The following is a 23,682-nucleotide window of genomic DNA, read 5'->3' on the forward strand; positions in this document are numbered from 1 at the left end:
CTTCTTATTAAGAAGGGCAAGCTATCTGAAAATACTCATCTTGGCTAAGGCTCTGGGTAAATAGTTTGTTACCATTACCATCAAAGTAGATAATTACGTAGATGTTTGCCTCTTCTACGATTTTCACTGCAAAATACAGGCTTTCTGCTTCTGTTCCCAATACCTTAATGACATCGTAGGTTGGCTCAATTATTTCGCCTCGCACATCGCTGTAAATTCCCTGGCCATTTTCGGTGGTTACCAGCATAACCTTTTCGGTATCGTTGGCCTTGGTTAAGGTATAATCCAGCATGCCTTCATACTGGGCGGTTTCTAAGCCAATGTTGTGTAGAATCCACTCGTCTTCTATCCGTACCATGGCGAGGGTATCGTTCCAGTAGCGCACTTCATCAAAATCGAAGCCCGAAAGCTGCTTGTTCTGCTTATTGATAAAACCCTTAAAATTCGCTTTTTCGGCTACAAGTACGGTATCGGTATAAGGCTCAATTAGCTTAGTGTAGTTCGGCTTTATCAAAATTCTTTTAGCGGGGTTTATAACGCCAACTTTGCCAGCATCCAAAATGCTCACATACCCATTTTCGTTGGAGCCCATGCCATCGTACACAAAGTCGAGCAAGAACACACCTAGGCTATCTACCAGCGCAGCGTTGGTCTTTTGCAAGCGAAGCATGTCTGGGTCTAAGGCAGTTACTTCTTTATAAGTAGCGGCCAAAATTTCCTTGCCGTTGTCGTTATAAATCTTGCGGTAATTCTTAAAGTTACTCAGCATAAAAAAGTCATGGTTAGCCTGCTCGCCAGTTTTTATGTAGCTCTGTGGCACCAGCAAACTCGGTGTCCACTCCTTGGTCATTAGTACTTGCTTACCGTTTTTGAAAACCGCCCAAGTAGAATCGTTTCGGGTGGCCATTACCATGTTTTCGCCCATCAGGTGCAGCGAATCGAACTGCTGTGGTTTAACATTTGCCAACTGGTTGTAAAGCGTCCAACTTGAGTCTTTGGATACCGCCAACCAACGATCGTTGTCTTTTACTGCATCAAAAAGCTGCCCTTTCAGTTCTGGAAATGCATCGTGCCAAACCTCGGTACCATTTGGGCCTTGAAACTTCCAGCCATAGGCACGGTCATAAATTTCTCTTTTCTGAAAAGGAATTACCTCATTGAAATTGAGATCTAAAATCCCCTCTTCACCATTCTTTTCAGCCCAAATTCTGCCATTCGGTAATAGGTCTATATCTGTATACTCAAATGCCAGCGGTTCGTCTTTGCCTAAAAGAATAGCGTGTAACTGTTCAGGGTGAACCAAGGCTATTCCTTCTTCCTTTTCAAGCCATAAATAGCTCTGCAGTGTGTCAATCTGCGAAAATTCATTTTCGAAATAAGGCACACCGTTTACCGTGGTTAGTCCATAAAAGCCATTATCGTAAGTCCGAATAAAGCTGTTTGAAAGTACCGTGATTTCATCTTGTGGCGCCTCAATAATTACTTCGCCCGACTTATGAATGAGTATTTGTCCTTCTGCCTTTTGGATTACTACCAATCCGTAACCTACATCTTCGGCACTGGTAAATTCGTCTTCGTAAATAGTGCGACCATTTCTGCCCTGAATGCGGCTATGTCCGTTAATTCTGCCATAAACAAAGTCGGTAAGAATAGGCTCGCACAAGTAGCTTTGCGGTAACTCCTTAAAGAAAGTAATCACCTTCACTTCGCCCTTAGCATCAATAAGGCTGTAGCGACCACTCTCAAACTTTGGCACCCAAAAACCAGCTTCTAACGATGCACTATTGGCCAGCGAATCCATTTGGCTGCCAATGCTAAAATGCTCGAAGAATGTTTCCGAACCATATTGTTCTTTGTACAAATGGTAAACCCTGTTGGCAATTTTATCGGCTAAAGCGGTGCTTGGGTAGCGGTTCAAAAACTGCACGTAGCTTTCAATAGTGTTAACTCCAGTAGTGGCGTTGAATATCTCCACTTCAATTTCATCGCGGTAAGGCGACTGCGGGTATTCTTCCAAAAAGTCGATATAACTGTCTAGTGTTTTATCAGCTGTTAGGTCTTCATAAAGCAGCTTTTTGTGAAGGCTATCGGCAAGCGGATAGTCTTTTGCTTCTGGGTACTCCTCCATAAAAGACTCGTAGCTTTGCCATAGGTTAATACGCTGCGCGTCTTCAAATGCAATATGATCTCTTAAATCGATGGCTTGCGGCACCTGATTAGCATCGGTATGCCTGTTTATAAAAACATTGTACTTGTCGATGGTGTGAATGGCCTTAACCTCTTCAAACTTTAAGGCATCAATTCTATCTTTTTGTGCCTCTAAACTTACCGAGTCTGTTTTATACTCCTTTAAATCCTCAAGGTCTTTAGGGTCGCTAATAAGCTTTAGCTGGCTAATGGATTTTGTTACTGCCCAATAGGCCGTATCCACATTGTATGCGGTGTAGGTAGAATCTGAAAAAAGCTGGGCATACAAAGCGTAAGCCGCTGGGTTTAGGGTGTCCTTTTTTACGGCCTTATCCAAGTCCTCTCTGGCTTTATCCAAGTCTCCCTTTTCGTAATGACGGAACGCCCGCTTTGGAATGTCGATATTCCAAACCGTAAACAGGCTCGTCAAATACACGGCAATTAGTAGCTTTCCCCTCAACGTCAAATCTTTAAGCGTGCAAAAATAATAATACGCAAAGCAAATGCCATTAACTAGCCCGTTAAAACTTGTTACATCGGGTATAGTATTTGGTAGTAGCGGCATTCACACAATAAATTACCCCTTTGTATGATTAGCCAGCATAAGTTTTAACTGAAAAAGAGTATGTTACAGTAAGTTCATAATTAACGCGCTAACATGAACAAACGATTGCACGCTGTACTGACTGTACTACTTTTATCGCTGTGCCTTATTTTTTCCTTTTCAGTAAGGGCACAAACCGAGGACACCCGAGTACTAATAGGTGACCCGAACAAAACCTCTACCGGGCGGGTGCTGGTAAAGGGCAAGGTATTGGGTAAAGAAGAGCGCTCAGGGCTTTTCTCGGCTACTGTAGCCGTAAAAAACACCAACATAGGTGTAATAACTACAGAAGACGGCAGTTTCGAATTCACCATAAATACAGGCTCCTACACGCTTATTTTCCAGTTTTTGGGTAAACAATCGAAAACGATTCCAGTACAAATTGTTGGCAACGGAAGCATTGAGGTTACTTTGAAAGACGAGGTGACCGCCCTGCAGCAAGTAACCATTGAGGCTCAAGGAGAAGACCGAAACATAGCAGTGATTAATGCCGGGGTAAATCAATTGAGCATTAAAGAAATTGAAAGCCTGCCAACATTTATGGGCGAGGTTGATGTGATTAGCAGCTTAAAGGCACTGCCTGGCGTTGGCTCTGTTGGCGAAGGTGCCAGTGGGTTTAATGTGCGCGGGGGGCGAACAGATCAGAACCTGATTTTGCAAGATGGCGCCATACTCTTTAACGCCAACCATGTGTTAGGTTTCTTCTCATCTTTCAACCCAGATGCTACTGATAATTTCACGCTGTATAAAGGCAATATGCCCGCAAATTATGGTGGCCGCGTTTCGTCTGTGCTAGATGTAAACATGAAGGAAGGCAACACAGAAAGGGTAAATGTAAAAGGTGGCCTTGGGTTGGTGGCCAGTAGGCTATTGGCCGAAGGCCCTATTAACAAAGGCAGTACACGCTTTCTGGTGGCAGCAAGGGCATCCTACTCCGATTGGGTTTTGAAGCAATCTAAGAACATAGATGTGGTAAACAGTAGTGCGCGTTTCCACGATGTGAACCTAAAACTCACCCAGAGGATAAACGCATCGAACAGACTGAATTTGAGCTATTACAAAAGTGGCGATTACTTTAAATACACCGATGAATTTGGCTTCAGGTGGAACACCGATATTTTCAACCTAAACTGGCGCAGCGCCATTTCCGATAGGTTGGTCTCTTCCACAAGGGTGGTAAAGGGCGACTATCGAAGTCAGCTTTTTGATCCTTCTGGTGTAGATGCAGCCGAAGTCAACAATGGCGTAGACTATTGGCAGGCCAATCAGACGTTTTATTACAATGTATCTGAAAAGAACAACCTAACCTTTGGCGCAGACTACGTTCGGTACGATTTGAAGGACGAAACCTCTACTCCACTTGGCGATAACTCAGGCATTGTGCCCGAAACAGTTGACAAAGAAAGTGGCAACGAGTATGCGCTTTTTATCAATGATGAAATGGAAATAGGACAGCGATTGGGTGTATCGTTAGGCCTGCGCTATGCTTTCTTTCAAAATGTGGGGCCATACAATGTGTATCAATATGACCCAACAAAACCAATTTTGGTTGAGAACATTACAGATACCATTGCCTATGGAAAGGGCGATAAAATAAAATCGTATAGTGGTCTGGAACCGAGAATAGGCGTTCGCTATAAGTTCAATGAATCTACTTCGGTTAAGCTTAGCTTTAATCGAACACAGCAATTTATTCATACGCTATCCAACAGTGCTGCGGCAACACCTACTGACGAACTACAGCTAAGCAACACCTACTTTAAACCGCTGATTAGTAATAACTACTCCATTGGTCTATTTAAAAACTATGCAGATAATAAATATGAGCTTTCGGCAGAGGTTTATTACAGGGCAATGGATAACCTGCTGGACTATAAGGATTTTGTGGATTTGTTAATGAACGACCATTTGGAAACGGATGTATTGGCCGGAAAGGGAAGGGCTTATGGGTTGGAGCTTTTCCTCAAAAAATCTAAGGGAGTACTCACTGGTTGGTTGGCCTACACGCTTGGTCGTACCGAAGTACAAATGGTTGGCGATGAGCCAGACGAAACCATTAACGATGGCGAATGGTACCCTGCCAACTTTGACAGAACTCATAGTTTCTCCTTTGTGTCTACCGTGCAGTTAAGAGGCTCAAGTTCTTTCAATTGGAATATTGTTTACAACACAGGCCGTCCCATTAATGCCATAGAGTCGAACTACAGAATTGATGGCACCATTATTCCTGATTTCTCTGACCGCAATGCTTACCGCATTCCCGATTACTTCAGGGTTGACCTAAGCTTTACTTTTGGCAGAGATATTTTGAAAGCGGAATTGCGCGATAAGCTTGCCGATAGGCGATATAAGGGCACGCTTACAATTGGTATTTACAATGTGCTGGCCCGAAAGAATGCCTACTCTGTATTCTTTAAAAGACCAGACGATTTTGGTCTTTTGCCCCGACCGCACAGACTTACTGTACTCGGAGCTGCCTTCCCTACCTTAACCTATAACTTCCAATTCTGATGCATAAAAAGTACATATTCATTTACGCTTTGGCCCTTATACTAATGGCTGTTGGTTGCACTCAGGTAATAGACTTGGACACAGATGAGGTAGGCGGAAAACTGGTGATCTTTGGCCGCGTGAGCAATAGTTCTGTAGGCAATACCGTAACTGTTACGCGCACACAACCCAATGGAGAAGATCCTTTGCCAATAGAAAGTGCCCGTGTATTGATTTTCGACCAACAAGACAATGCCGCCCAACTCAACTACATTGGCAATGGCATTTACGAATTACCCTATGGCGTGTTGAACCAACAAGTGGGCAGCCAATTTAGGTTAGAAGTAAACATAGATGGTGCTACTTATACAAGCCCCTTGCAACAAATGCCTGAGTTAGTCGGGCAAGACGATGTTTCTTGGGAGCGCATAGAGCACACCACTATTTCCTCTACCGGAGTTACTGTGGTTAGAGACGCCATCAGGGTTACAGCTAGCACCAATATTTATAATAAACCGAACGAATTCTTTTTGCGCTGGCATGTAGAAGAAACCTATCCGTTAGTTGGAGCATCACTGCCTAATAGCCATTTTCCTTTTTATACCCCCATGGTTTGCTATGCCGAAATTCCGCTAAATCAGCAGGAAATAATGCTGCTAGACGGAACCGAAGTTAGACCAGATTTTATCGCTCCGCGCGAAATGGCCATTCGTTTCTTAGACTATACTTTCGATAGAAAGCACTATTTCAGCGTAATTCAATCTTCCATTACCAAAGAGGCACACGAATATTGGAGTCGGGTGAATACCATTACCGCACGGTCGGGATCCATATTTGATATTCCGCCCGCTTCTGTCCCTGGCAACATTACCAGTTCCGATCCAAACGAGAATGTGCTGGGCTTTTTTGAGGTGATTGCGCTAGATACCGCCCGCACATTGGTAACCAACGATGACCTGAATATTTTCTTTGAAAGACCCTGCCAAACCACTGGCTCAGAAATGTACCGCAGAATTACCAGTGTGCCTTACATGTGCCCATCTTGTTTGGTTGATGAGAAGATACTTCCCGAAGTTTGCATATTTTGCGACCGACAACCATACCACAGCCAACAGCGGCCGAGCTATTTCGAATGAGTATTAATACACGTGTTGCCTGGTTAATTCAGGATTTTGGAGACAGCGAAAATGCATTTGCAAAGCGACTGGAGGTTTCCAGCTCCGTTATGTTCAATATTGTTAACCCTAAAGGAAGGTTGAGCTACCCGAGTGGCCCCGTATTGGAAAAACTGTTGGCATTGGAAAAAGACGGTCAGAAAATTTCAGCCGAATGGTTAATGCGTGGTGAAGGCGAGCCTTACATTTCAAATCATCAACAAGCTATTGCTTCGCCTCAAGAAGCGCTAGAATACCTGAGGCTTACCATAGAGGAGTTACAAAAAAACTCGAAAAGTGAATAATATTTTACTTCTGGCTTCTCTAAAGCAGGCTTTATTAATATTTTTGAGGAAAACACGAGAACAATGAGAAACTTACTTTTTATAGCAATTATTGCAACGATTTTTAGCTGTCAGCAAGAAAAGTCTGAAGGCACTTTGGTAGGCAAGTATGGTGAAGAAATCACTACAGAGGGTGTAATTACCCCGTCAGAAATGCTAGCCAAGCTTGAGCAGGCCGACTCGGTAAACGTAAAAGTGAAAGGCGAAATTACAGCCACATGCGCTATGAAGGGCTGCTGGATGAACCTAGTAATGCCTGATGGTGAAGAAATGCGCGTAACCTTTAAGGATTACGGTTTCTTTGTACCAAGCGAAGGTATGGAGGGTAATGTAGCCATTATTGATGGCATACTAACCAAAACCATTACCGATGTAGAGACACTTCGCCATTATGCGGAAGATGCCGGCAAACCACAAGAAGAAATAGAGCAGATTACAGAAGATAAGGAAGAGCTTGCCTTTGTAGCCAATGGCGTAATCATTTACGACATTACCGAAGAAACAACGGAGTAAGACCTGCCTGAAGAAACTCTAAGCCGACATTTTTTTAAGTGTCGGCTTTTTTTGTGCAACCCTTTATGAGTTTTCAACATCTTTTAGCTGTTTGATGTAACGAAGCACGTTTACATCGGTCTAACATATTAAACACTAATTGGTCATGAAAACTCAAAAAACAATCAAATCACTTTTAACCATTTTCGCATTCAGTTTGCTCTTTGCCTTTAGTGCAAAAGCACAAAACACGGTTGATGCCAATGAAATTATAGCTGCCATTAAAGCAGGAAAAGATGTGAGCTATGAAAACGTAACTGTAAAGGGAGCTCTAGACTTTACCTTTATGGACGAAAAGAAAGAAGACCTGCCTACCAGAAGAAGATGGTGGAGAGATGGTGGGGACAACACCGTGAACGAATGGATAGAGTCGCGCGTGAGCTTTAAGAACGTAACTTTTGAAGATGACGTAATCGCTTACTATCACGATAATCGCTCAGAGTACACTTTTACTGCCGACTTTGAAAAAGAGGTGACTTTCGAGAACTGTACCTTCGAGCGCAACGCTATGTTTAAGTACTCTACCTTCGAGGAAAACGCTTCTTTTGCTGGGTCCAAATTCAACGATGACAACACCTTTAAGTACGCGGAATTCGAGCGCAGCGCTGACTTCTCTAATACTTACTTTGACGATGATGCCATTTTCAAATACACCGAATTCAGAGATGGCGCCAACTTTACCGCAGCTAAATTCGATGGTTCTTTGGATATGAAATACACTAAAATCCGTGGTGACTTCGAATCGAAAGGAATGAACGTTCGTTGGGACCTAATCACAAAATACGCAGAAGTAAATGGCAGAAGCTTTAACCGCGCTTTACTTGACAACTAAACTAAGTTACCTATAGATACAACCGACAGGGCCGTTCTTAGAGCGGCCTTTTCTTTTTGCCGAAGTGTACTAAGCCCAAACCTCAGTGCCTTCAGAGCAGTTTTTACAAATTTCAATTTCGCTGCGAGAGCGGATAAGCGCCTGGCGGAAGTTGCGGTAAGAGGATCCTTTCCAAACAGCCTTAAAAGAAGTTTCGCTCATTTCGCCCAATTGATGATGTGCATCTTTATCAAAGCAGCAGGGCACCACTTTGCCGTCCCAGGTGATTACGCAAGAATGCCACATTTTCCAGCAGTGATTAACCAAACGATTTTTAATAGCCCACTTTCCAGATTTTAACTGTTTGTAGCGGCTGTATTTTTCGATTGTCGGAATAAGCTCTGAGCCATCTTCATAATCGTAGATCTGCGCGGTTTTAAAGGCTACTTCATCAACCCCTAGCTCGTCTGCCAACTTTTTCACATCCTCTAACTGGTGCTCATTCGGCTTCACAACCAAATACTGAAAGATGATGTGTGGCGTTCTCGACTTTAGCTCCTTTTTCCACTTCACCACATTTTTCGTTCCTTCAATCACCTTTGCTAGTTTTCCTCCCTTGCGATATTGCTCGTACACATCTTGTGTAGTTCCATCAATAGAGATAATGAGCCTATCCAGGCCAGAAGCCACCGTTTTTCTAGCTACATCATCATTCAAATAATGCGCGTTGGTAGAAGTAGCGGTATAAATCTTTCGTTTGTTGGCGTAAGCCACATGTTCTAAAAATTTAGGGTTCAAATAGGGTTCACCCTGAAAATAGAAAATGAGGTAAGTAAGCCGTGGCGCCAGTTCATCTATTACCTGTTCATAAACCTTATCATTCAGCATGCCCGTGGGGCGCGAAAACTGCCTCAGTCCGCTGGGGCATTCGGGGCAGCGCAAGTTGCAGCTGGTGGTAGGTTCTAGCGAAATACTGGTGGGCATACCATAGTGAATCGGGCGTCTCAAAGCCTTGGAAAGGTAGTAGCTGCCTACCAACTGCAGCATGTTCCAAAAACGGAGCGGGCTCAGTTTGCTAGCGTAGTTTAGTCCGTCTTTCCAATTGCGATTCACAGCGACAAGTTACGCCCGCGACTTTGGGCTACAAAATTGCACCACCTTTTTGACCTTCGTTTTTTGTAAAACAATTAGTTTTGGTGGATGAAGCAAATCGTATGTCTATTGTTGCTCTTGCTTGGCTTTCAGGCACAAGCGCAGTACCCCACACTTTCTGAAGATGCTGAGGTGAGCCTAATTACCATTGGGCCGGGAAAATATCTGTACGATTGCTTTGGGCACAGTGCGTTCAGGATAAAAGATCCGGCCTTGGGGTTAGATCGCGCCTATAATTATGGCTCTTACGACTCTTTCGAGGAAGGATTTTATGTGAAATTCGCCATGGGGAATGCCGACTATAAACTGGCAACCACTGATTTTGATCGGTTTCTCTATGTTTATGAATACCAAAACCGTTGGGTTAAGGAGCAAGTGCTGGATATAACTGCGGAAGAGAAGCAGGCGATTTTCAACTTTTTGGAAACAAACCGCCAGCCGGAAAACATGTACTACCGCTACGATCAGTTTTACGATAACTGTGCCACCAAACTGCGCGATGTGGTAAAAGATGTGCTGGGCGATAAGCTGGTTTTTCACGATGACTTTTTGACTGAAGAAGCCACACTGCGCGATTTGGTAGACGAAAATGCTTTTAATCACCCATGGTGGGACTTGGGTATCGACATTGGTTTGGGCAATTTGGTTGATAAGAAAGCCAGTATTGAAGACCGCATGTATTTGCCCGATTATGTGCATTCGGCCTACGAGCACGCAACCATTACCCGCAATGGCTCTGAGCGACTAGCAATAAAATACGCAAGAGACCTCAACACCACCGATTTTTACGAGCAGCGCAAAGACACGCTCGATCCTTGGATAGTGTTTACCGTTTTATCCATTTTAGTAATTGCTCTCACCTTACGCGATTACCTGAAAAAGCAGCGCAGCCGAGCAGTCGACTTCTCCATTTTCTTTGTTACTGGTTTGGTAGGCACCCTGGTGGTTTTTCTTTGGTTTGGCACCCACCATACCACCACGGTAAACAACATGAACATCCTTTGGGCATTTATGCCGAACATTGTGGTTGCATTCTTTTTACTAAAAAGAACCCCACCTGTTTGGGCACGCGTTTATAGCCGATTTTTGGTGATTCTGCTAGTGGCTATGGCCATTGTGTGGATTACCCGTTTTCAGGTATTCAATATTGGCATGCTACCACTAATGGTCATGTTTGCCTTCCGCTATGTGTTTTTATGGCAACAAGGTTTGGCTAGGAAATAGAAATTCAAATTCATAAGTTAATTTGAAACTGAATTCTCTTATTTTTGATGATCTTATCAAGCTCTTCTAGAGTCAGAAGTTTATAGGATAAAGATTCCGGGTTTAGGCAAACAAAGCAGAACCTAAATTTATCTCCAAGCGCCTGACCAAAGTCAAATTCATTTTCGGTTGCTCCAAAAAAGAACCCTTTAGGGTTTTCAGGTAGGAATTTCTTCGTGGTCTTCAATTCAATAAAAAGTAATTCGTCAAGATGTGTTTCAATGTGTTGTTCCTTGAATTCAATTCCTTTTAGTCTAGGAATGTAAACAACATCAAAGGATTGAAGAAATCGGTAAGGTTGACTCACCTTGTCCAAAAGAACTTTCTTCATCTCTTTATCTATCTTGAAAAAACCAGTGTGTTGCTTAATTAAGTAATTAATACCTTCCTTTTCAGTAGCATTATTTGATATGGTCAGTTTAAATGAGTGCTCTCTCGACATAGAACTAGTATGATGTAGATTTAATCACCCCCCTTACTCAAAACCTCTTCAATTGCTTCGCGAATTAAGTCGCCTTCAAAGCCTTTGCCCATTAGGTGCTGGGTCAGTTTACCTTTGATGATGTATTCCGAATTAGCGCTAATGCTGCAATACTTCTTTTCGGTGTGTTCTAATAGCTTTTCGTAGTAAGCCTTGGGGTTAATTTCCTCAAAACCTTTGCGCAGGCAATAGTCCGATATCTTGTGCTGCCGAATGCCTTGGCGAATTTTGTTCCTGCCCCAACCGCGCATTCTGAATTTGCCGCGCACATAGGCACGGGCAAAGCGCTCTTCATTAATAAAGCCTTGGGTAATCAGTTCGCTAATGGCCTCTTCCACTTCATCGTGGTGTAGGCCGTAGTCGTAAAGCTTGTCGCGTACCTGCTGCTGCGACCGCTCCTGATAAGCACAATAATCCGCAACCTTTTGCAGTGCCGATTTATAGTCTAAAGGAGGTTTTGGCTTTTTCTGTCGCTCGTAGTACATCATTCCAAAGATAAGGGATTGAAAGAAACAGACCCCATTTAGCTCCCCTTGGGGTTGGGCCCTCTTCATTTTTCACCCTGAGCGCGGCCGAAGGGTCGGCCAAACTAAAAACTTGTTATAACTTGTGATTGAAGAGCGATAGCAAGGGCAACAGTTCACGTAAGTGGTATGGGCATATTTGATCATACTTTTTTAACTATTTATAAATTCTATAAAAAGAGAGAGAAGAATTATGGGCCTCTGGGTTCGGCTATTACCTATTTATCCTTTCTTCAATTTTTAGTGATTTATGCTTTTTTGTTCATCTTGGAGATGTTGTTTTCTAAAAGTTTCTCTCTTATTGATTTGCTTCGCTCTTTGGGAGATGGCGGGTATTTTTATGCAATAGGACTTTATGTTTTGATTGATATTTGCAATCAATTCCGGTATAGAAGAAAGGGTTTTTTAGAAAAACTAACTGTGAATTATAAAAATAGCCCGGTCAATAGGTGGATTAAAGCTTGGCATTTTATTGTCATTGGTTTTGTTCTGCTATTCATTCCTCCCTATCTGTTATCAGTTGTGGTTTACTAAACCGACAGGTCTTTTTGTCTCGCTAAGACCAATTAGTGATTATACTTAGAAACTGAATCCATTAGCCTCCTTCAGGGTTAGGGTAGCGGAAATCGCTCATCTAGGGGTCGGCCAATGGCACCTACCAAGCTTTGACAAACTTTAAGCCCCCAATCCTTTTACAGCCTAATTTTCTGCAGAACCACGAAGTAAAAGTTTGTCAAAGCTTATTCGCGGCTTTAGACCTTACCTTGGTTTATATAATGAGCCAACACCAACCCTACCCACCACCAAACGCCAAATCTCTACCCTCTTAAGTCAAATCATCCTCAAATCAATTACATACTTCTATGGGAAAAAGTATATTTGAGGCTCAACTGAAAAAAACAATGCGAAAAAAAGTAATAGCAGGTAACTGGAAAATGAATTTGACTCTAGAAGAAGGCGTTTCGCTGGCTTCTGAAGTTGTAAATATGGCAAAAGACGAATTGGCAAGTGATGTCACTATGGTGTTGTGTACTCCGGCCATTCACATGGCTGCGGTAAGCAAACTTACTGCAGAGGTAGCCAGCGTGCATGTTGGTGCGCAAAACATTAGCGAGCATGAGTCTGGCGCTTACACTGGCGATATCTCTGCCGATATGGCTTTATCAACCGGTGCTGAGTTTGTGATCATTGGTCACTCTGAGCGTAGAGAGTATCATTTTGAAACAAACGCGCAACTGGCAGCAAGAGTTGAATTGGCTTTGGCCAAAGGTTTAACGCCATTGTTCTGCTGTGGTGAGTCTTTGGAAACCAGAGAGGCTGGCGACCACGTAAGCTTTGTAACAAAGCAATTGGAAGAAAGCCTTTACCAACTCTCTGCAGAGCAAATGGAAAAAGTAGTAATTGCTTATGAACCAATTTGGGCAATTGGTACAGGGGTAACGGCTAGCACAGAGCAAGCACAAGAAATGCACAAAAGCATTCGCGAAGCTTTGGCGAGCAAGTTCGGAGCCGAGGTTGCAGAGAAGATCTCAATCCTTTACGGTGGTAGCATGAAGCCGGGCAACGCCCCAGAGCTTTTGGCACAACCAGATGTTGACGGTGGCCTAATTGGTGGCGCATCATTAAAATCTAGAGACTTTATAGATATCGCTAAGTCATATTAATGGACTATATCCTGATCAATGTACATTGTGATGAGCCTTTCTCAGAAATTCTCATTGCAGAAATGGGGTTGCTAGACTTCGACTCGTTTGTAGAAACCGAAGCTGGTTTTGAAGCTTACATTAACGAGGCGGTGTTTAGCCACCCTGCTGTACAGACCCTTTTTAACCGCTACCGAAAGCAAACCAGAATTTGGTACGAATTGAAAAAAGTACCGAAAGTAAACTGGAACGAGGAGTGGGAAAAAAACTACGACCCGATAGAAGTGGGCGATCAGGTATACATTCGGGCAACATTTCATGCGCCTAAACCCGAGGTGCCATACGACATTGTCATCAACCCTAAAATGTCTTTTGGTACAGGCCACCATGCTACCACGCACCAAATGGTAGCATTACAAATGGGTATTGATCACCAAGACAAGGATGTGATAGACATTGGAGCCGGCACGGGTATTTTGGCCATTATGGCTGCCAAGCTAGGCGCTAAATCGGTAGCCGCTACCGATATTGACGATTGGTGCATAGAAAATGCCGAAGAGAATTTCGGGCTGAATAACATAACGCCCGCATTTGTAAAGCAGGGTGTTATAGCCGACCTAAAACTTACTGAAACCTACGATATAGTGCTGGCCAACATCAATACCAATATTTTGTTGGAAGAAATGGAGCACTATGTAAACCTGATGCGCGATGAAGCGTACCTACTGCTAAGCGGCTTTTACAGTTTCGATCAGGAACAAATTCTTGAAAAAGCAGAGTCGCTTGGTTTAAAAAAGGTGAAGGATTCGGAGCGAAATAAGTGGGCAGCTTTGGTGCTTCAGAAAAGCTGAGATTAATTCAAGATATTCTCAAATTATTCGTTTGTTTAGAATAGTGGAATTGCGTGCACCCATCATATGGTCGGTGAGGCTAGCTTGTAGCCTTTTGTTGCTGCTTTGCAGTGCGGTAATGCTGCATGCGCAAAATGGTACTCAAGCAGATTCTTTGGTGCTGTCTCCAGCGCTAAAGACCATGGTTGAAGCTGACGATAAATCGGTCTATCCGCCAGAATACGAGCAGTTTTTTAACATAGTGCAGCAAAATGCTTTGGGTGCCGAAGGCAAGCAAGAAATGCTCGAGTTGGCGCAAATTCTTACTGAAAAACGATTTACCCCCCGTTATGATTTTAAGCCGCTGTTACAGCTTTTAGCTACAGCCAAGGAAGAAAAGAATTTCGGCACCACGCAGCAAGTAGAGCTGTTGGGGCTGATGAAAACGCTAAGTGCCGAAAAAGATAAAGCGGGTATTCAGGCTTTGTTTGCCCAATTGCAGCGCTTTTTGGCGGAAGATATTTTCTATCAAGATCGCTTTGTTACGGTGCTTTTTAAAAACGCAGATTTCGAACTAAAGAATAACAAAGCGCCTGAATCTACAGGCAATGAGGTTTGGGAGGCCAGCGAAGCGGCCCCGGCCGATGCCAATGCACAGCCGCAAGATAATAATCCGCTCACTGCTCCTATGCCGCCAATGTTCGAGGAGTTTGGGCCAATTATGCACATAAAAAAGGGAGACTTATACCTGGCCAATTACTACGATACGTTTGCCATTCGTGGCATAGAGGCTTATTACTTTTTTGAGCAAAATAGGTTTAGTGCGCAAGATGGCCGCGTTACTTGGGAGAATGTTGGCGTGGATGCTAATAAGCGTTTTGCCCGACTAAGAACTTATGAATTTGAGCCCGGCCAGCTACAGTACACCTTCGAAAATGTACTCTTTATGGATACAGATAAGCTGAGTGAACCGATTCAAGGTGAACTGTCGCTCGATTTTAGTGTGAGCCGAACTGAATTGAAAACCTTCCCTCGCTTTCTTTCTTATTACGCCAATAACGAGATCAACCAAGTACAAAGCGACAAGATCAGGTTTGTTGGCGGAATATATTTTCAAGGAAACAACTTCTATTCCGAGTCGAAATTCAAAGAGCCTTCAACGGTTTATGGTACTATAAATGGCGAAAGAAAATTTAGGGCTCGGGGCAAGCACTTTGAATTTAACCACAAAGATTCACTCCTAAGTTCTGACAGAACCGAGCTTACGCTTTACCACAATGGCGACTCGATTGTTCATCCGGCAGTAGAACTTAAATACAACTTTAAGACAGATTACCTGGAGGCAGAAACCAAAGTGAAAGGGTTTAAAACCACGCCTTTCCGCAGCTCTTACTACAACATGGACATGATTGGTGACGAGGTGCAATGGGATCTGAATGCCGATTCGCTAAATCTAATGGTAAATTCTGCCCGTGCTGATGTACCGCTTATTATTGAATCGAAGGACTTCTTTAGCGCTACACGGTTCAATGATATGGCCGAAGTTTTCGGCTTCCACCCACTAATTATCGCCAACAGTATGGCCGAAAAGTATGGCGATACTTTCTATGTTGGTCAACTGTTGAATGACTACCAAATTCAGGAAGCACTGTTAAAACGGTCGATGGAAGTGCTTATGGCAAACGGCATGGTAAAATACGATGCCGAGCTTGGCGAAATCACCCTGTTGGAAAAAGGAAAGCACTTTAAAGAGGCTTCGGCCCTTAGCGAAGCCTACGATTATGATGATCTACTGATTCCTTCCATCATTGCTTCTGCGCCAAATGCCACCATTAGTTTTAAAGATTCTGTAATGACTGTGCGGGGCGTTGAGCAGTTCTTGGTGAGTGATTCTTTGGAAGTGGTAATTACCCCTACCGATGGCGAAATCAAGCTTTTGAAGAACCGAGATATTGAATTTGACGGTAGCTTGGATGCCGGGAACTTTCAGTTCAATGGCACCAAATTCAAGTTTAGCTACGATAGCTTTTTAGTGAATTTGGCCAACATTGACTCTATTAAATTGGCTGTGGAGCTTTCTGAGGGTGAGCGAGAGGCATTGAGTAACCAGCTGGTAAATACCAGTGGGGTGCTTCGTATCAACGAGATAGATAACAAGTCGGCACTGCGCTCAATTCCTCAATATCCGATATTCTCTTCGAGCGAAAGTGCCAGTGTTCAGTTTGATAAAAACACGGTGTTAAAGGGGGCTTACGACAGCACCATTTACTTTGATGTGCCGCCTTTTGAACTCGACAGTGTGGCCGATGCCGATCCTACTAAATATGCCTTTCAAGGAACACTTTATACCAACGGAATTCTTCCCGATTTTAAAGAAGACTTGCGCGTAATGGAAGATAATAGTTTGGGTTTTGTGCATGCTATTCCCGATAGTGGATATAACCTGTACAAGACGGGTGGTCGCCTTTTTGGCGAATTGAAGCTGGATAACAATGGTATTACCACGCCAGGTCATATTGAGTACTTGTCTGGGAATTTCTTAACCGAAAACGCCACGCTTTTTCTCGATTCGATGGTTTCGGAAAAAGGGATTTCGGCCAGTTTGGAAGCGGCAACCATTGACAGTACCTCCTTCCCTTCCATGAATATTGAAGAGTACTCCATGAACTGGCTGGCCAAAAGTGATAGCATGCTGTTGGAAAACCTGAGCGAGGCGCGGCCATTCCGCATTTTCGATGATCAGGCCGATTTGCGTGGGCAGCTCATTTTGCGAACCTCAGGCCTTTTTGGAAAAGGCGAAATGCTAATGGAGGGCTCCACAGTGCTTTCGGATTCTATTGCTTTTTCCACCAACTCCTTCGAGTCTAGAAATACAACTTTTACCCTTAAAACTGAAGATTCTTCAAAGCCAATTTTGAGCTCGGAAGATGTGCGGATTAACTACGATTTGGTGGCACAAAAAGCTACTGTAGAGCCAGAAGTAGCCGGGGCGGCCGCTCTAGAATTTCCTTTTGCAGAGTTTAAAACATCCATTCCTTCTGCGGAATGGGACATTCAGGCCAAAAAGATTGTAATGACCAAGCCGGAGGAAACTCCGCTGGAGCAGTCATTCTTCTACTCTACCAACAAAGTGCTCGACTCGCTTGCATTTAATGCTACGGATGCCGTTTACGACATCAATAGTAAGGAGCTTACCGTAAAGGGGATACCTCATATTCAGGTGGCCGATGCTAGGATTACTCCGCAAGGGGACTCACTAACAATTTTGGAAAACTCGCAAATTGGTACGCTTACCAACGCGGTAATTGTGCTCGATTCGGGCAACAACTACCACCGTATGTTCGATGCTGAAATAGAGATTCTTTCAAGAAAGCGCTTTAGAGGAAAAGCCACTTATGAATTGATCAACGCACTACAAGATACTTTCGCCATTCAGTTTGATGAGTTTCAGTTTATTGAAAGCGAAAAAGATAAAAAGCCGTACACCAAAGCCAGTGGTACGGTGGCGGGTTCGCAGGGCGTAAAGGTGTCTTCTGGCTTTATTTTCGAAGGAAAAATTACCATGTATGCCTACCGGAAAGCATTGGAGCTAGATGGTGCGGTAAAGCTAGATTTGGCCAGCCTGAGCGAAAGAAATATTTGGATTGAGTATAAAAGTGATGACGACATTAGTGAGGTAATTATTCCTTTTGACGAGGCGCTCACCAAACAAGGCCAGCCGCTAAATGCTGGTTTGCACTTTGATGATAAGGGTGAAATCTACATGTCGTTTATCACGGAAAAACGCAATCATTTTGACGATGACTTCTTTGTGCCGAAGGGAGGAAACCTCTATTTCCATACGGCCGATTCTTCTTACAGAATAGACAACCCGAACAAGCTGGAAGACCCGAGTACTTACTTCGCGGGCAGTATGTTTACTTACCAAGAAGCCACACAAGAGGTGTCTTTTGAAGGGAAACTCAACTTTATCGGTGGGCCTCAGGGCGGAAATGTGCAGGCTGCCGGAAAGGGTACGGGAAATCTAGATTCAGCCACTCTTAAGGTTAATTCGATGTTTGCACTTTCGTTCGGTTTGCCGGTAGAAGGCTTGGCCGCAATGGGGCAAGATTTGGCTAAAATGGGCGAAGAGCTTGGTGTTGCGAAAGCTCTGGACGACCGCTCCGAGTTGATTTATCGTGTATCGGAATTTATTGGGGATGAAGCCACCCGCAAATGGGACAAGTCTTTTCAAACAGTGCCTGCTGCCTTGCCTAATGTTTCGCAGGGGCAAGAGCTACTTAAAGACATAGTAATTACGGACGTAGAGCTGCACTGGTCTAAGCAAAACAGGGCGTTTTATAGCAAAGGTAAAATTGGTGTTTCTAATGTTTCCAACATCAACTTAAACATGGAATTGGACGGTTTTGTGGAAATACGTAAAACCCCAGATGGTGATGTTTTTACCGTGCTTTTGGAAATGACCGATGGCACATGGTATTACTTTAACTACGATGGTTTTGTAATGGGATCTTTTTCTTCGAACGATGCGTATAATGCAACCATAATGAACGCCAATAGTGGCAAGAATAAGGTGGGCTCTTTTAGGCCATTTATGAATACCCAGCCAGAAGTAATGCAGTGGGTAATGGATTTTAGAAAGCTGTATTATGGAATTGATGAGCCATATCGCTTGTTAATGGCTTCGGAGTCTAACCAAACATTGAAGAAGAAAGACACTATTGAAGGTGATGGTTTTTAGCCAACAGGCAGAAAACCTCCATTTGGTTCATCAATTAATAGTTAAAGCGTAAATTGGGCGTCAAACCAAATAATCATATGAGTAAAGTCAACGAGTTTATTTCATCTAACAAAGATCGGTTTTTAGAGGAGTTGCTAGAGCTGCTGAGAATTCCCTCGGTAAGTGCCGATAGCAAGTACAAAGCCGATGTAAGAACAGCAGCAGAATACATTCAGAAAAAGCTGGTAGAAGCCGGTGCCGACAAGGCAGAAATCTGTGAAACGGCAGGTCACCCAATTGTATATGGCGAAAAGCTAGTTGATGAAAATGCTCCGACTATTTTGGTTTACGGTCACTACGATGTGCAGCCGCCAGATCCATTGGATTTGTGGGATTCGCCACCATTTGAGCCGGTAATTAAGAAAACCGAGCTACACCCTGAAGGTGCTATTTTTGCCCGTGGCTCTGCTGACGATAAAGGCCAAATGTACATGCACATTAAGGCTTTTGAAGCCATGATGGACGCTGGCGTGCTTAAGTGTAACACCAAGTTTATCATTGAAGGTGAAGAAGAAGTTGGTTCTAAGCATTTGGAGACCTTCCTTTTGGAGAATAAAGACATGTTGAAAACCGATGTGGTTCTAATTTCGGATACCGACATGATCTCTAATGACACTCCTTCTATCACTGTAGGTCTACGTGGCCTGAGCTATGTAGAAGTTGAAGTAACAGGGCCTAATAGAGATTTGCACTCTGGACTTTACGGTGGTGCAGTGCCAAACCCAATCAACGTATTGGCAGAAATGATTGCTTCGCTAAAGGACGACAAGAAATACATTACCATTCCTGGTTTTTATAACGATGTGTTGGAAGTAACAGCAGAAGATCGTGCTGCTATGGCCATGGCACCTTTCGATCAGGAAGATTACAAGAAATCAATCGGTTTGAGCGATGTGGAGGGCGAAGAAGGCTTTTCAACCAAAGAGAGAGCCTCTATTAGACCTACATTGGATGTAAACGGAATTTGGGGCGGCTACACTGGTGAGGGCGCCAAAACGGTAATTGCATCAAAAGCTTATGCCAAAATTTCAATGCGTTTGGTACCAAACCAAAAGCCAGAGAAGATCACTGAGCTGTTCAAAGCGCACTTCGAATCGATCGCACCGCCTTCGGTAAAGGTGAAAGTTACCCCTCATCACGGTGGGCAGCCTTACCTTACACCAACCGATTCTATTGCCTACCAGGCTGCGGCCAAGGCCATGGAAACTACTTTTGGCAAAGAACCAATTCCAAATAGAGGTGGAGGTAGCATTCCTATTGTGGCCTTGTTCGAAGAAATATTGAAAAGCAAAACTGTGTTAATGGGCTTTGGTCTGGATACCGATGCCATTCACTCGCCAAACGAGCATTATGGTGTTTTCAACTTCTTTAAAGGCATTGAAACCATTCCGGAGTTCTTCAAGAATTTTGCGGAAATGAATAAGTAACACACCTGCACCTATGAGAAAATTACTATTTGCCCTAATTGCTTTAGCCTTTGCCTGCCAACTGCAGGCGCAGGTTAAAGTAACCACTAGCTGGACTTTTGATGCACTACCGAAGGATGTACAGGTTGGCGATGAAGTTGAGCTGATCTTTAACGTATCGGTTATTAAAGATTGGTACATCTATGCAGTAGAACAGAAGGAAAGTGTAATGGCTGTTCCCGCTTCTGCCTTGTTTGAAGAGAATGATTCCTTTGAACTGGTTGGAGACTTCTACGCTGTAGATCCAAAAAGCAAGTACGATGATATTTGGGGCGATACGGTAAGTTATTTTGGTAGGTCGGGCCAGTTTAGGCAAACCATTAAGGTGCTGAGCAAAAACCTGAACATTGCTGGCGAACTGGAGTTTCAAACATGCTCTGATGTTACTGGGCTGTGTATTCTTGGTACCGAAGACTTCGATTTTAAAATGATTACTGTTCGAGGGGAGTCGCCAGACGAAAACCCTGTGGATACACCAGCAGATAAATCAGGCGATAAGGTCGCAGGAAATTATGATCAGCTTTTGGAGGCTGATCAGGGAGAGTCCCTTTGGGGCTTTTTTTTTGCAGCTTTCCTTTTTGGCTTAGCGGCACTTTTAACGCCATGCGTTTTCCCTATGATTCCCATGACGGTGGCCTTTTTCACCAACAATTCGCAGTCTAAAAGCCAAGCAAAGTTTAAGGCCCTGTTTTACGGGGTTTCCATCATACTCATTTACATATTAATTGGGCTGTTGTTTACCAGCTTGTTTGGTGTGGGCATTGCCAACGATTTGGCCACTGGCGCAGTTGCGAACATTATCTTCTTTACGGTATTCGTAATTTTCGCCATTTCATTCTTCGGTTACTTCGAAATTAATTTACCTACTGGCTTTGTGAATAAAATGGATCGAAAAGCTGATAAGGGCGGCCTTTTAGGTGTTTTCTTTATGGCTTTTACTTTGGTGTTGGTGTCATTTTCGTGCACCGGACCAATTGTAGGTACCGTTTTAATCCAGTCTTTTCAAGGCGAGGTAATTAAGCCTGTGGTAGGAATGTTGGGCTTTTCATCTGCCTTTGCTATTCCATTTACGCTCTTCGCTTTCTTCCCTGGTATGATGAAAGAACTGCCAAAATCTGGCGGTTGGTTAAACACGGTTAAGGTGGTGCTTGGCTTTATAGAACTTGGGCTTGGTTTCAAGTTCTTGAGCGTGGCTGACCAGGCGTATCACTGGGGTATTTTGGATCGCGAAATATTCATCGCTATTTGGTTCGTTCTTGCGTTTTTACTGGGACTCTATCTTTTCGGAATTATTCGTTTTCCGCACGATAGCAAGCAGCGCTCTAAGCATCCCTTGCGCATGGCTTTAGCCGTTGGTGCCATTGCATTTTCCGTGTACTTGTTTCCGGGGTTTTCGGGTGGAGAGTTAAAGGCGTTAGCAGGTTACTTGCCTCCTGTAAAGCAAACGGATTTTTCGTTTCAGGTAGCCTTGGGCATGAAGGAGCCACCTGAGCGGTCAGCCGTTGCTCCAGATGATTTCGATGGGATCGTGAAGCATGCGGATTTTCTGGAATTACCACACGACTTAAAAGGATTCTTTGATTATGAGCAAGCCTTGGAATATGCCAAAGAAGTGAATAAACCGCTATTTATCGACTTTACGGGGCATGGCTGTGTAAATTGTCGTAAGATGGAGCAATATGTTTGGAGTGATCCGTTAGTGTTGCAGAGACTGCGAAACGACTACGTGATTGTGGCCCTTTATGTGGACGATAAAACGGAGCTGCCTGAGTCAGAATGGTACACTTCTCCTTTCGATAATAAGGTGAAGAAGACTGTGGGAAAACAGAATTTCGATCTTCAGATCAGAAAGTTCAATGGCAATGCTCAGCCATATTATGTACTGCTCGATAACGAGGAACAACCGCTAATTCAGCCAAAGGCTTACGACCCTAGCATCGATAATTTTGTGATGTTTTTGGACAAAGCAAAGGCAGAATTTGAAAAGCGTTAAACACGCTGATTTTCAGTCTCTTTGAAAATATTGAGGAAAAGTAAGCGAAAATACTATTTTTGTCGTTCGAGGTAGAAAATTAAACAAATGAATAAGAAACTGCTGGGATTTGTAGGGGGTGCTGTTGTTATCATTTCCATCTTGACTTATGTATTCGTATTTCAATCGAAAACGGATTCAAATGATACACCGGAAGAAGAGCTGGTGCTTGAAGAGCCGGAACCAATTGTTGAGCCGGAATATCGTTACGGACTTTCACTAGACGAGTATCAGATTGAAGAAGGACAGGTTAAGCGTAACCAAACCTTTGCAGAAATTCTGGAAGGCTACAACCTAAGCCTGCAAGATATATACACTATCGATAAAATTTCGAGCGATGTGTTTAGCGTTCGGAACTTCATTCCTAGAAAGAACTATACCATTTTTTATACCACCGATTCGCTTAAGCGTGCTGCTTACTTAGTGTATGAGCCAAACCAAACGGAGTACATTATGTACCAGTTGCAAGACTCGCTAGCGGTTTACAAAGAGAACAGGCCGGTTGAGATTGTTGAGCGCACAATGGCCGGCATTATTACGCAATCGCTCGATCATTCAATCCGCCAAGAGGGCGGAACGCCAGCGCTTGTAAATGCTATGGCCGACCTCTATGGCTGGCAAATGGACATGCGCAGCCTGCACCCAGGCGATTGGTTCAAAATTGTATACGAAGACAAACTCGTAAACGGAGAGTCAATTGGAGTAGGCAATATTCTTGGTGCAGAGTTCAACCATTTGAACAACTCTTACATGGCCTATGCCTTCGATAAAGGTGATGGCCTGAACTATTATGACGAAAAAGGTGAGAGTATGCAAAAGGCCTTTTTACGTTACCCAGTTGAATATTCAAGAATTTCGTCACGCTATAATCCAACGCGTTTTCACCCGGTACTTAAAAGAAGAACGCCACATCTTGGTACCGATTATGCAGCAAGCAAAGGTACGCCAATTAAAGCCGCTGGCGATGGTGTAATTACGGCACGCGGTTACACACGTGGCAATGGTAATTATGTAAAAATTAAGCACAATGGCACCTATACTACCGGCTACTTGCACATGAGTCGCTTCGGCAAATTTAAGCAAGGGCAGCGTGTTAAAAAGGGCGATGTAATTGGTTATGTAGGTAAAACAGGCTTGGCTACAGGTTACCACTTATGCTTCCGTTTTTGGAAACGAGGCCAGCAGGTAGATTTCTTAAAGGAAAAACTTCCTGCACAAGAACCATTGGCTGATGAGTACATCATTCGCTTTGAATCAGTAATGTCGCTTACTCAAAAGAAATTGACTGACATTACCATGCCATACGCTGACCAGAGTTATTCTGCGAGCAGTAAATAACAGTTTTTCTGTGTTGGTAACACAAAAATCA

General features: G+C 43.5%; 17 protein-coding genes. 13 read left to right on the plus strand and 4 right to left on the minus strand.

Annotated elements, in window-relative coordinates:
* Positions 1-7: 7 nt before the first annotated feature.
* On the minus strand, positions 8-2,647 hold the full coding sequence (locus BMW98_RS02015; protein WP_090256720.1) for a WG repeat-containing protein: 2,640 nt from the start codon (positions 2,645-2,647) through the stop codon (positions 8-10).
* Between the two features lie 198 nt (positions 2,648-2,845).
* On the opposite strand from BMW98_RS02015, the gene BMW98_RS02020 reads away from it, so the two are divergent.
* The 5 genes from BMW98_RS02020 to BMW98_RS02040 all read left to right on the plus strand — a co-directional run bounded on the left by BMW98_RS02020 (position 2,846) and on the right by BMW98_RS02040 (position 8,163).
* Entirely contained in the window at positions 2,846-5,302 is a 2,457-nt protein-coding gene (locus BMW98_RS02020) for a TonB-dependent receptor (protein ID WP_090256721.1), read from the plus strand.
* Positions 5,302-6,417, plus strand: a complete 1,116-nt coding sequence (locus BMW98_RS02025) for a DUF4249 family protein (RefSeq protein ID WP_090256722.1) — start codon at positions 5,302-5,304, stop codon at positions 6,415-6,417. Before BMW98_RS02020 ends, BMW98_RS02025 begins: the two co-directional genes overlap by 1 nt.
* The gene (locus BMW98_RS02030) at positions 6,414-6,740 is read left to right on the plus strand and encodes a hypothetical protein (RefSeq protein ID WP_090256723.1); all 327 of its coding nucleotides are present in this window, start codon (positions 6,414-6,416) and stop codon (positions 6,738-6,740) included. Before BMW98_RS02025 ends, BMW98_RS02030 begins: the two co-directional genes overlap by 4 nt.
* Before the next feature lie 63 nt (positions 6,741-6,803).
* The gene (locus tag BMW98_RS02035) at positions 6,804-7,292 is read left to right on the plus strand and encodes a DUF4920 domain-containing protein (RefSeq protein ID WP_090256724.1); all 489 of its coding nucleotides are present in this window, start codon (positions 6,804-6,806) and stop codon (positions 7,290-7,292) included.
* Between the two features lie 145 nt (positions 7,293-7,437).
* Positions 7,438-8,163 (plus strand): pentapeptide repeat-containing protein, encoded by a 726-nt coding sequence (locus BMW98_RS02040; RefSeq protein WP_090256725.1) that lies wholly within the window; start codon positions 7,438-7,440, stop codon positions 8,161-8,163.
* A gap of 69 nt (positions 8,164-8,232) precedes the next feature.
* On the opposite strand, the gene BMW98_RS02045 is transcribed toward BMW98_RS02040, so the two are convergent.
* A complete protein-coding gene (locus BMW98_RS02045) occupies positions 8,233-9,255 on the minus strand; it encodes an SPASM domain-containing protein (protein WP_090256726.1) in 1,023 nt (340 codons plus the stop codon).
* Positions 9,256-9,342: 87 nt separating this feature from the next.
* Here BMW98_RS02045 and BMW98_RS02050 point away from each other — a divergent pair, with 87 nt between their 5' ends.
* The gene (locus BMW98_RS02050) at positions 9,343-10,518 is read left to right on the plus strand and encodes a lipoprotein N-acyltransferase Lnb domain-containing protein (RefSeq protein ID WP_090256727.1); all 1,176 of its coding nucleotides are present in this window, start codon (positions 9,343-9,345) and stop codon (positions 10,516-10,518) included.
* 10 nt (positions 10,519-10,528) lie between these two features.
* Here BMW98_RS02050 and BMW98_RS02055 read toward each other — a convergent pair whose 3' ends face one another.
* Together BMW98_RS02055 and BMW98_RS02060 are read right to left on the minus strand one after the other, a co-directional pair.
* On the minus strand, positions 10,529-10,999 hold the full coding sequence (locus BMW98_RS02055; protein WP_090256728.1) for a hypothetical protein: 471 nt from the start codon (positions 10,997-10,999) through the stop codon (positions 10,529-10,531).
* 20 nt (positions 11,000-11,019) lie between these two features.
* The gene (locus BMW98_RS02060; protein WP_245733466.1) at positions 11,020-11,592 is read right to left on the minus strand and encodes a regulatory protein RecX; all 573 of its coding nucleotides are present in this window, start codon (positions 11,590-11,592) and stop codon (positions 11,020-11,022) included.
* A gap of 99 nt (positions 11,593-11,691) precedes the next feature.
* Here BMW98_RS02060 and BMW98_RS02065 point away from each other — a divergent pair, with 99 nt between their 5' ends.
* From BMW98_RS02065 to BMW98_RS02095, 7 genes are all read left to right on the plus strand, one after another.
* Positions 11,692-12,096 (plus strand): hypothetical protein, encoded by a 405-nt coding sequence (locus BMW98_RS02065; RefSeq protein WP_090256730.1) that lies wholly within the window; start codon positions 11,692-11,694, stop codon positions 12,094-12,096.
* 368 nt (positions 12,097-12,464) lie between these two features.
* Positions 12,465-13,226 carry a triose-phosphate isomerase gene (gene tpiA / locus BMW98_RS02070; RefSeq protein ID WP_090258182.1) on the plus strand — a complete coding sequence of 254 codons (762 nt, stop codon included), beginning with the start codon at positions 12,465-12,467 and terminating at the stop codon, positions 13,224-13,226.
* Complete coding sequence (gene prmA / locus BMW98_RS02075; RefSeq protein WP_090256731.1) at positions 13,226-14,056, plus strand: 50S ribosomal protein L11 methyltransferase; 831 nt, start codon at positions 13,226-13,228, stop codon at positions 14,054-14,056. Before tpiA ends, prmA begins: the two co-directional genes overlap by 1 nt.
* Positions 14,057-14,087: 31 nt before the next feature.
* Positions 14,088-18,776: a hypothetical protein gene (locus BMW98_RS02080; RefSeq protein WP_139177352.1), complete on the plus strand. Its 4,689-nt coding sequence runs from the start codon at positions 14,088-14,090 to the stop codon at positions 18,774-18,776.
* 77 nt (positions 18,777-18,853) lie between these two features.
* The gene (locus tag BMW98_RS02085; protein ID WP_090256733.1) at positions 18,854-20,242 is read left to right on the plus strand and encodes a dipeptidase; all 1,389 of its coding nucleotides are present in this window, start codon (positions 18,854-18,856) and stop codon (positions 20,240-20,242) included.
* 13 nt (positions 20,243-20,255) lie between these two features.
* Positions 20,256-22,274 carry a protein-disulfide reductase DsbD family protein gene (locus BMW98_RS02090; protein ID WP_090256734.1) on the plus strand — a complete coding sequence of 673 codons (2,019 nt, stop codon included), beginning with the start codon at positions 20,256-20,258 and terminating at the stop codon, positions 22,272-22,274.
* A gap of 87 nt (positions 22,275-22,361) precedes the next feature.
* Positions 22,362-23,651, plus strand: coding sequence for a peptidoglycan DD-metalloendopeptidase family protein (locus BMW98_RS02095; protein WP_090256735.1), 1,290 nt, complete (start codon positions 22,362-22,364; stop codon positions 23,649-23,651).
* Positions 23,652-23,682: the final 31 nt, after the last annotated feature.

Origin of the sequence: Roseivirga pacifica (assembly GCF_900111145.1) — a bacterium.
Classification (GTDB): Bacteria; Bacteroidota; Bacteroidia; order Cytophagales; family Cyclobacteriaceae; genus Roseivirga; species Roseivirga pacifica.

Excerpts from the sequence above, each read along its gene's own strand:
- BMW98_RS02020 (WP_090256721.1), top strand. The coding sequence starts at position 2,846 with ATGAACAAACGATTGCACGCTGTACTGACTGTACTACTTTTATCGCTG.
- BMW98_RS02025 (WP_090256722.1), top strand. The coding sequence starts at position 5,302 with ATGCATAAAAAGTACATATTCATTTACGCTTTGGCCCTTATACTAATG.
- BMW98_RS02030 (WP_090256723.1), top strand. The coding sequence starts at position 6,414 with ATGAGTATTAATACACGTGTTGCCTGGTTAATTCAGGATTTTGGAGAC.
- BMW98_RS02035 (WP_090256724.1), top strand. The coding sequence starts at position 6,804 with ATGAGAAACTTACTTTTTATAGCAATTATTGCAACGATTTTTAGCTGT.
- BMW98_RS02040 (WP_090256725.1), top strand. The coding sequence starts at position 7,438 with ATGAAAACTCAAAAAACAATCAAATCACTTTTAACCATTTTCGCATTC.
- BMW98_RS02050 (WP_090256727.1), top strand. The coding sequence starts at position 9,343 with ATGAAGCAAATCGTATGTCTATTGTTGCTCTTGCTTGGCTTTCAGGCA.
- BMW98_RS02055 (WP_090256728.1), bottom strand. The coding sequence starts at position 10,999 with ATGTCGAGAGAGCACTCATTTAAACTGACCATATCAAATAATGCTACT.
- BMW98_RS02060 (WP_245733466.1), bottom strand. The coding sequence starts at position 11,592 with ATGAAGAGGGCCCAACCCCAAGGGGAGCTAAATGGGGTCTGTTTCTTT.
- BMW98_RS02065 (WP_090256730.1), top strand. The coding sequence starts at position 11,692 with ATGGGCATATTTGATCATACTTTTTTAACTATTTATAAATTCTATAAA.
- tpiA (WP_090258182.1), top strand. The coding sequence starts at position 12,465 with ATGCGAAAAAAAGTAATAGCAGGTAACTGGAAAATGAATTTGACTCTA.
- prmA (WP_090256731.1), top strand. The coding sequence starts at position 13,226 with ATGGACTATATCCTGATCAATGTACATTGTGATGAGCCTTTCTCAGAA.
- BMW98_RS02085 (WP_090256733.1), top strand. The coding sequence starts at position 18,854 with ATGAGTAAAGTCAACGAGTTTATTTCATCTAACAAAGATCGGTTTTTA.
- BMW98_RS02090 (WP_090256734.1), top strand. The coding sequence starts at position 20,256 with ATGAGAAAATTACTATTTGCCCTAATTGCTTTAGCCTTTGCCTGCCAA.
- BMW98_RS02095 (WP_090256735.1), top strand. The coding sequence starts at position 22,362 with ATGAATAAGAAACTGCTGGGATTTGTAGGGGGTGCTGTTGTTATCATT.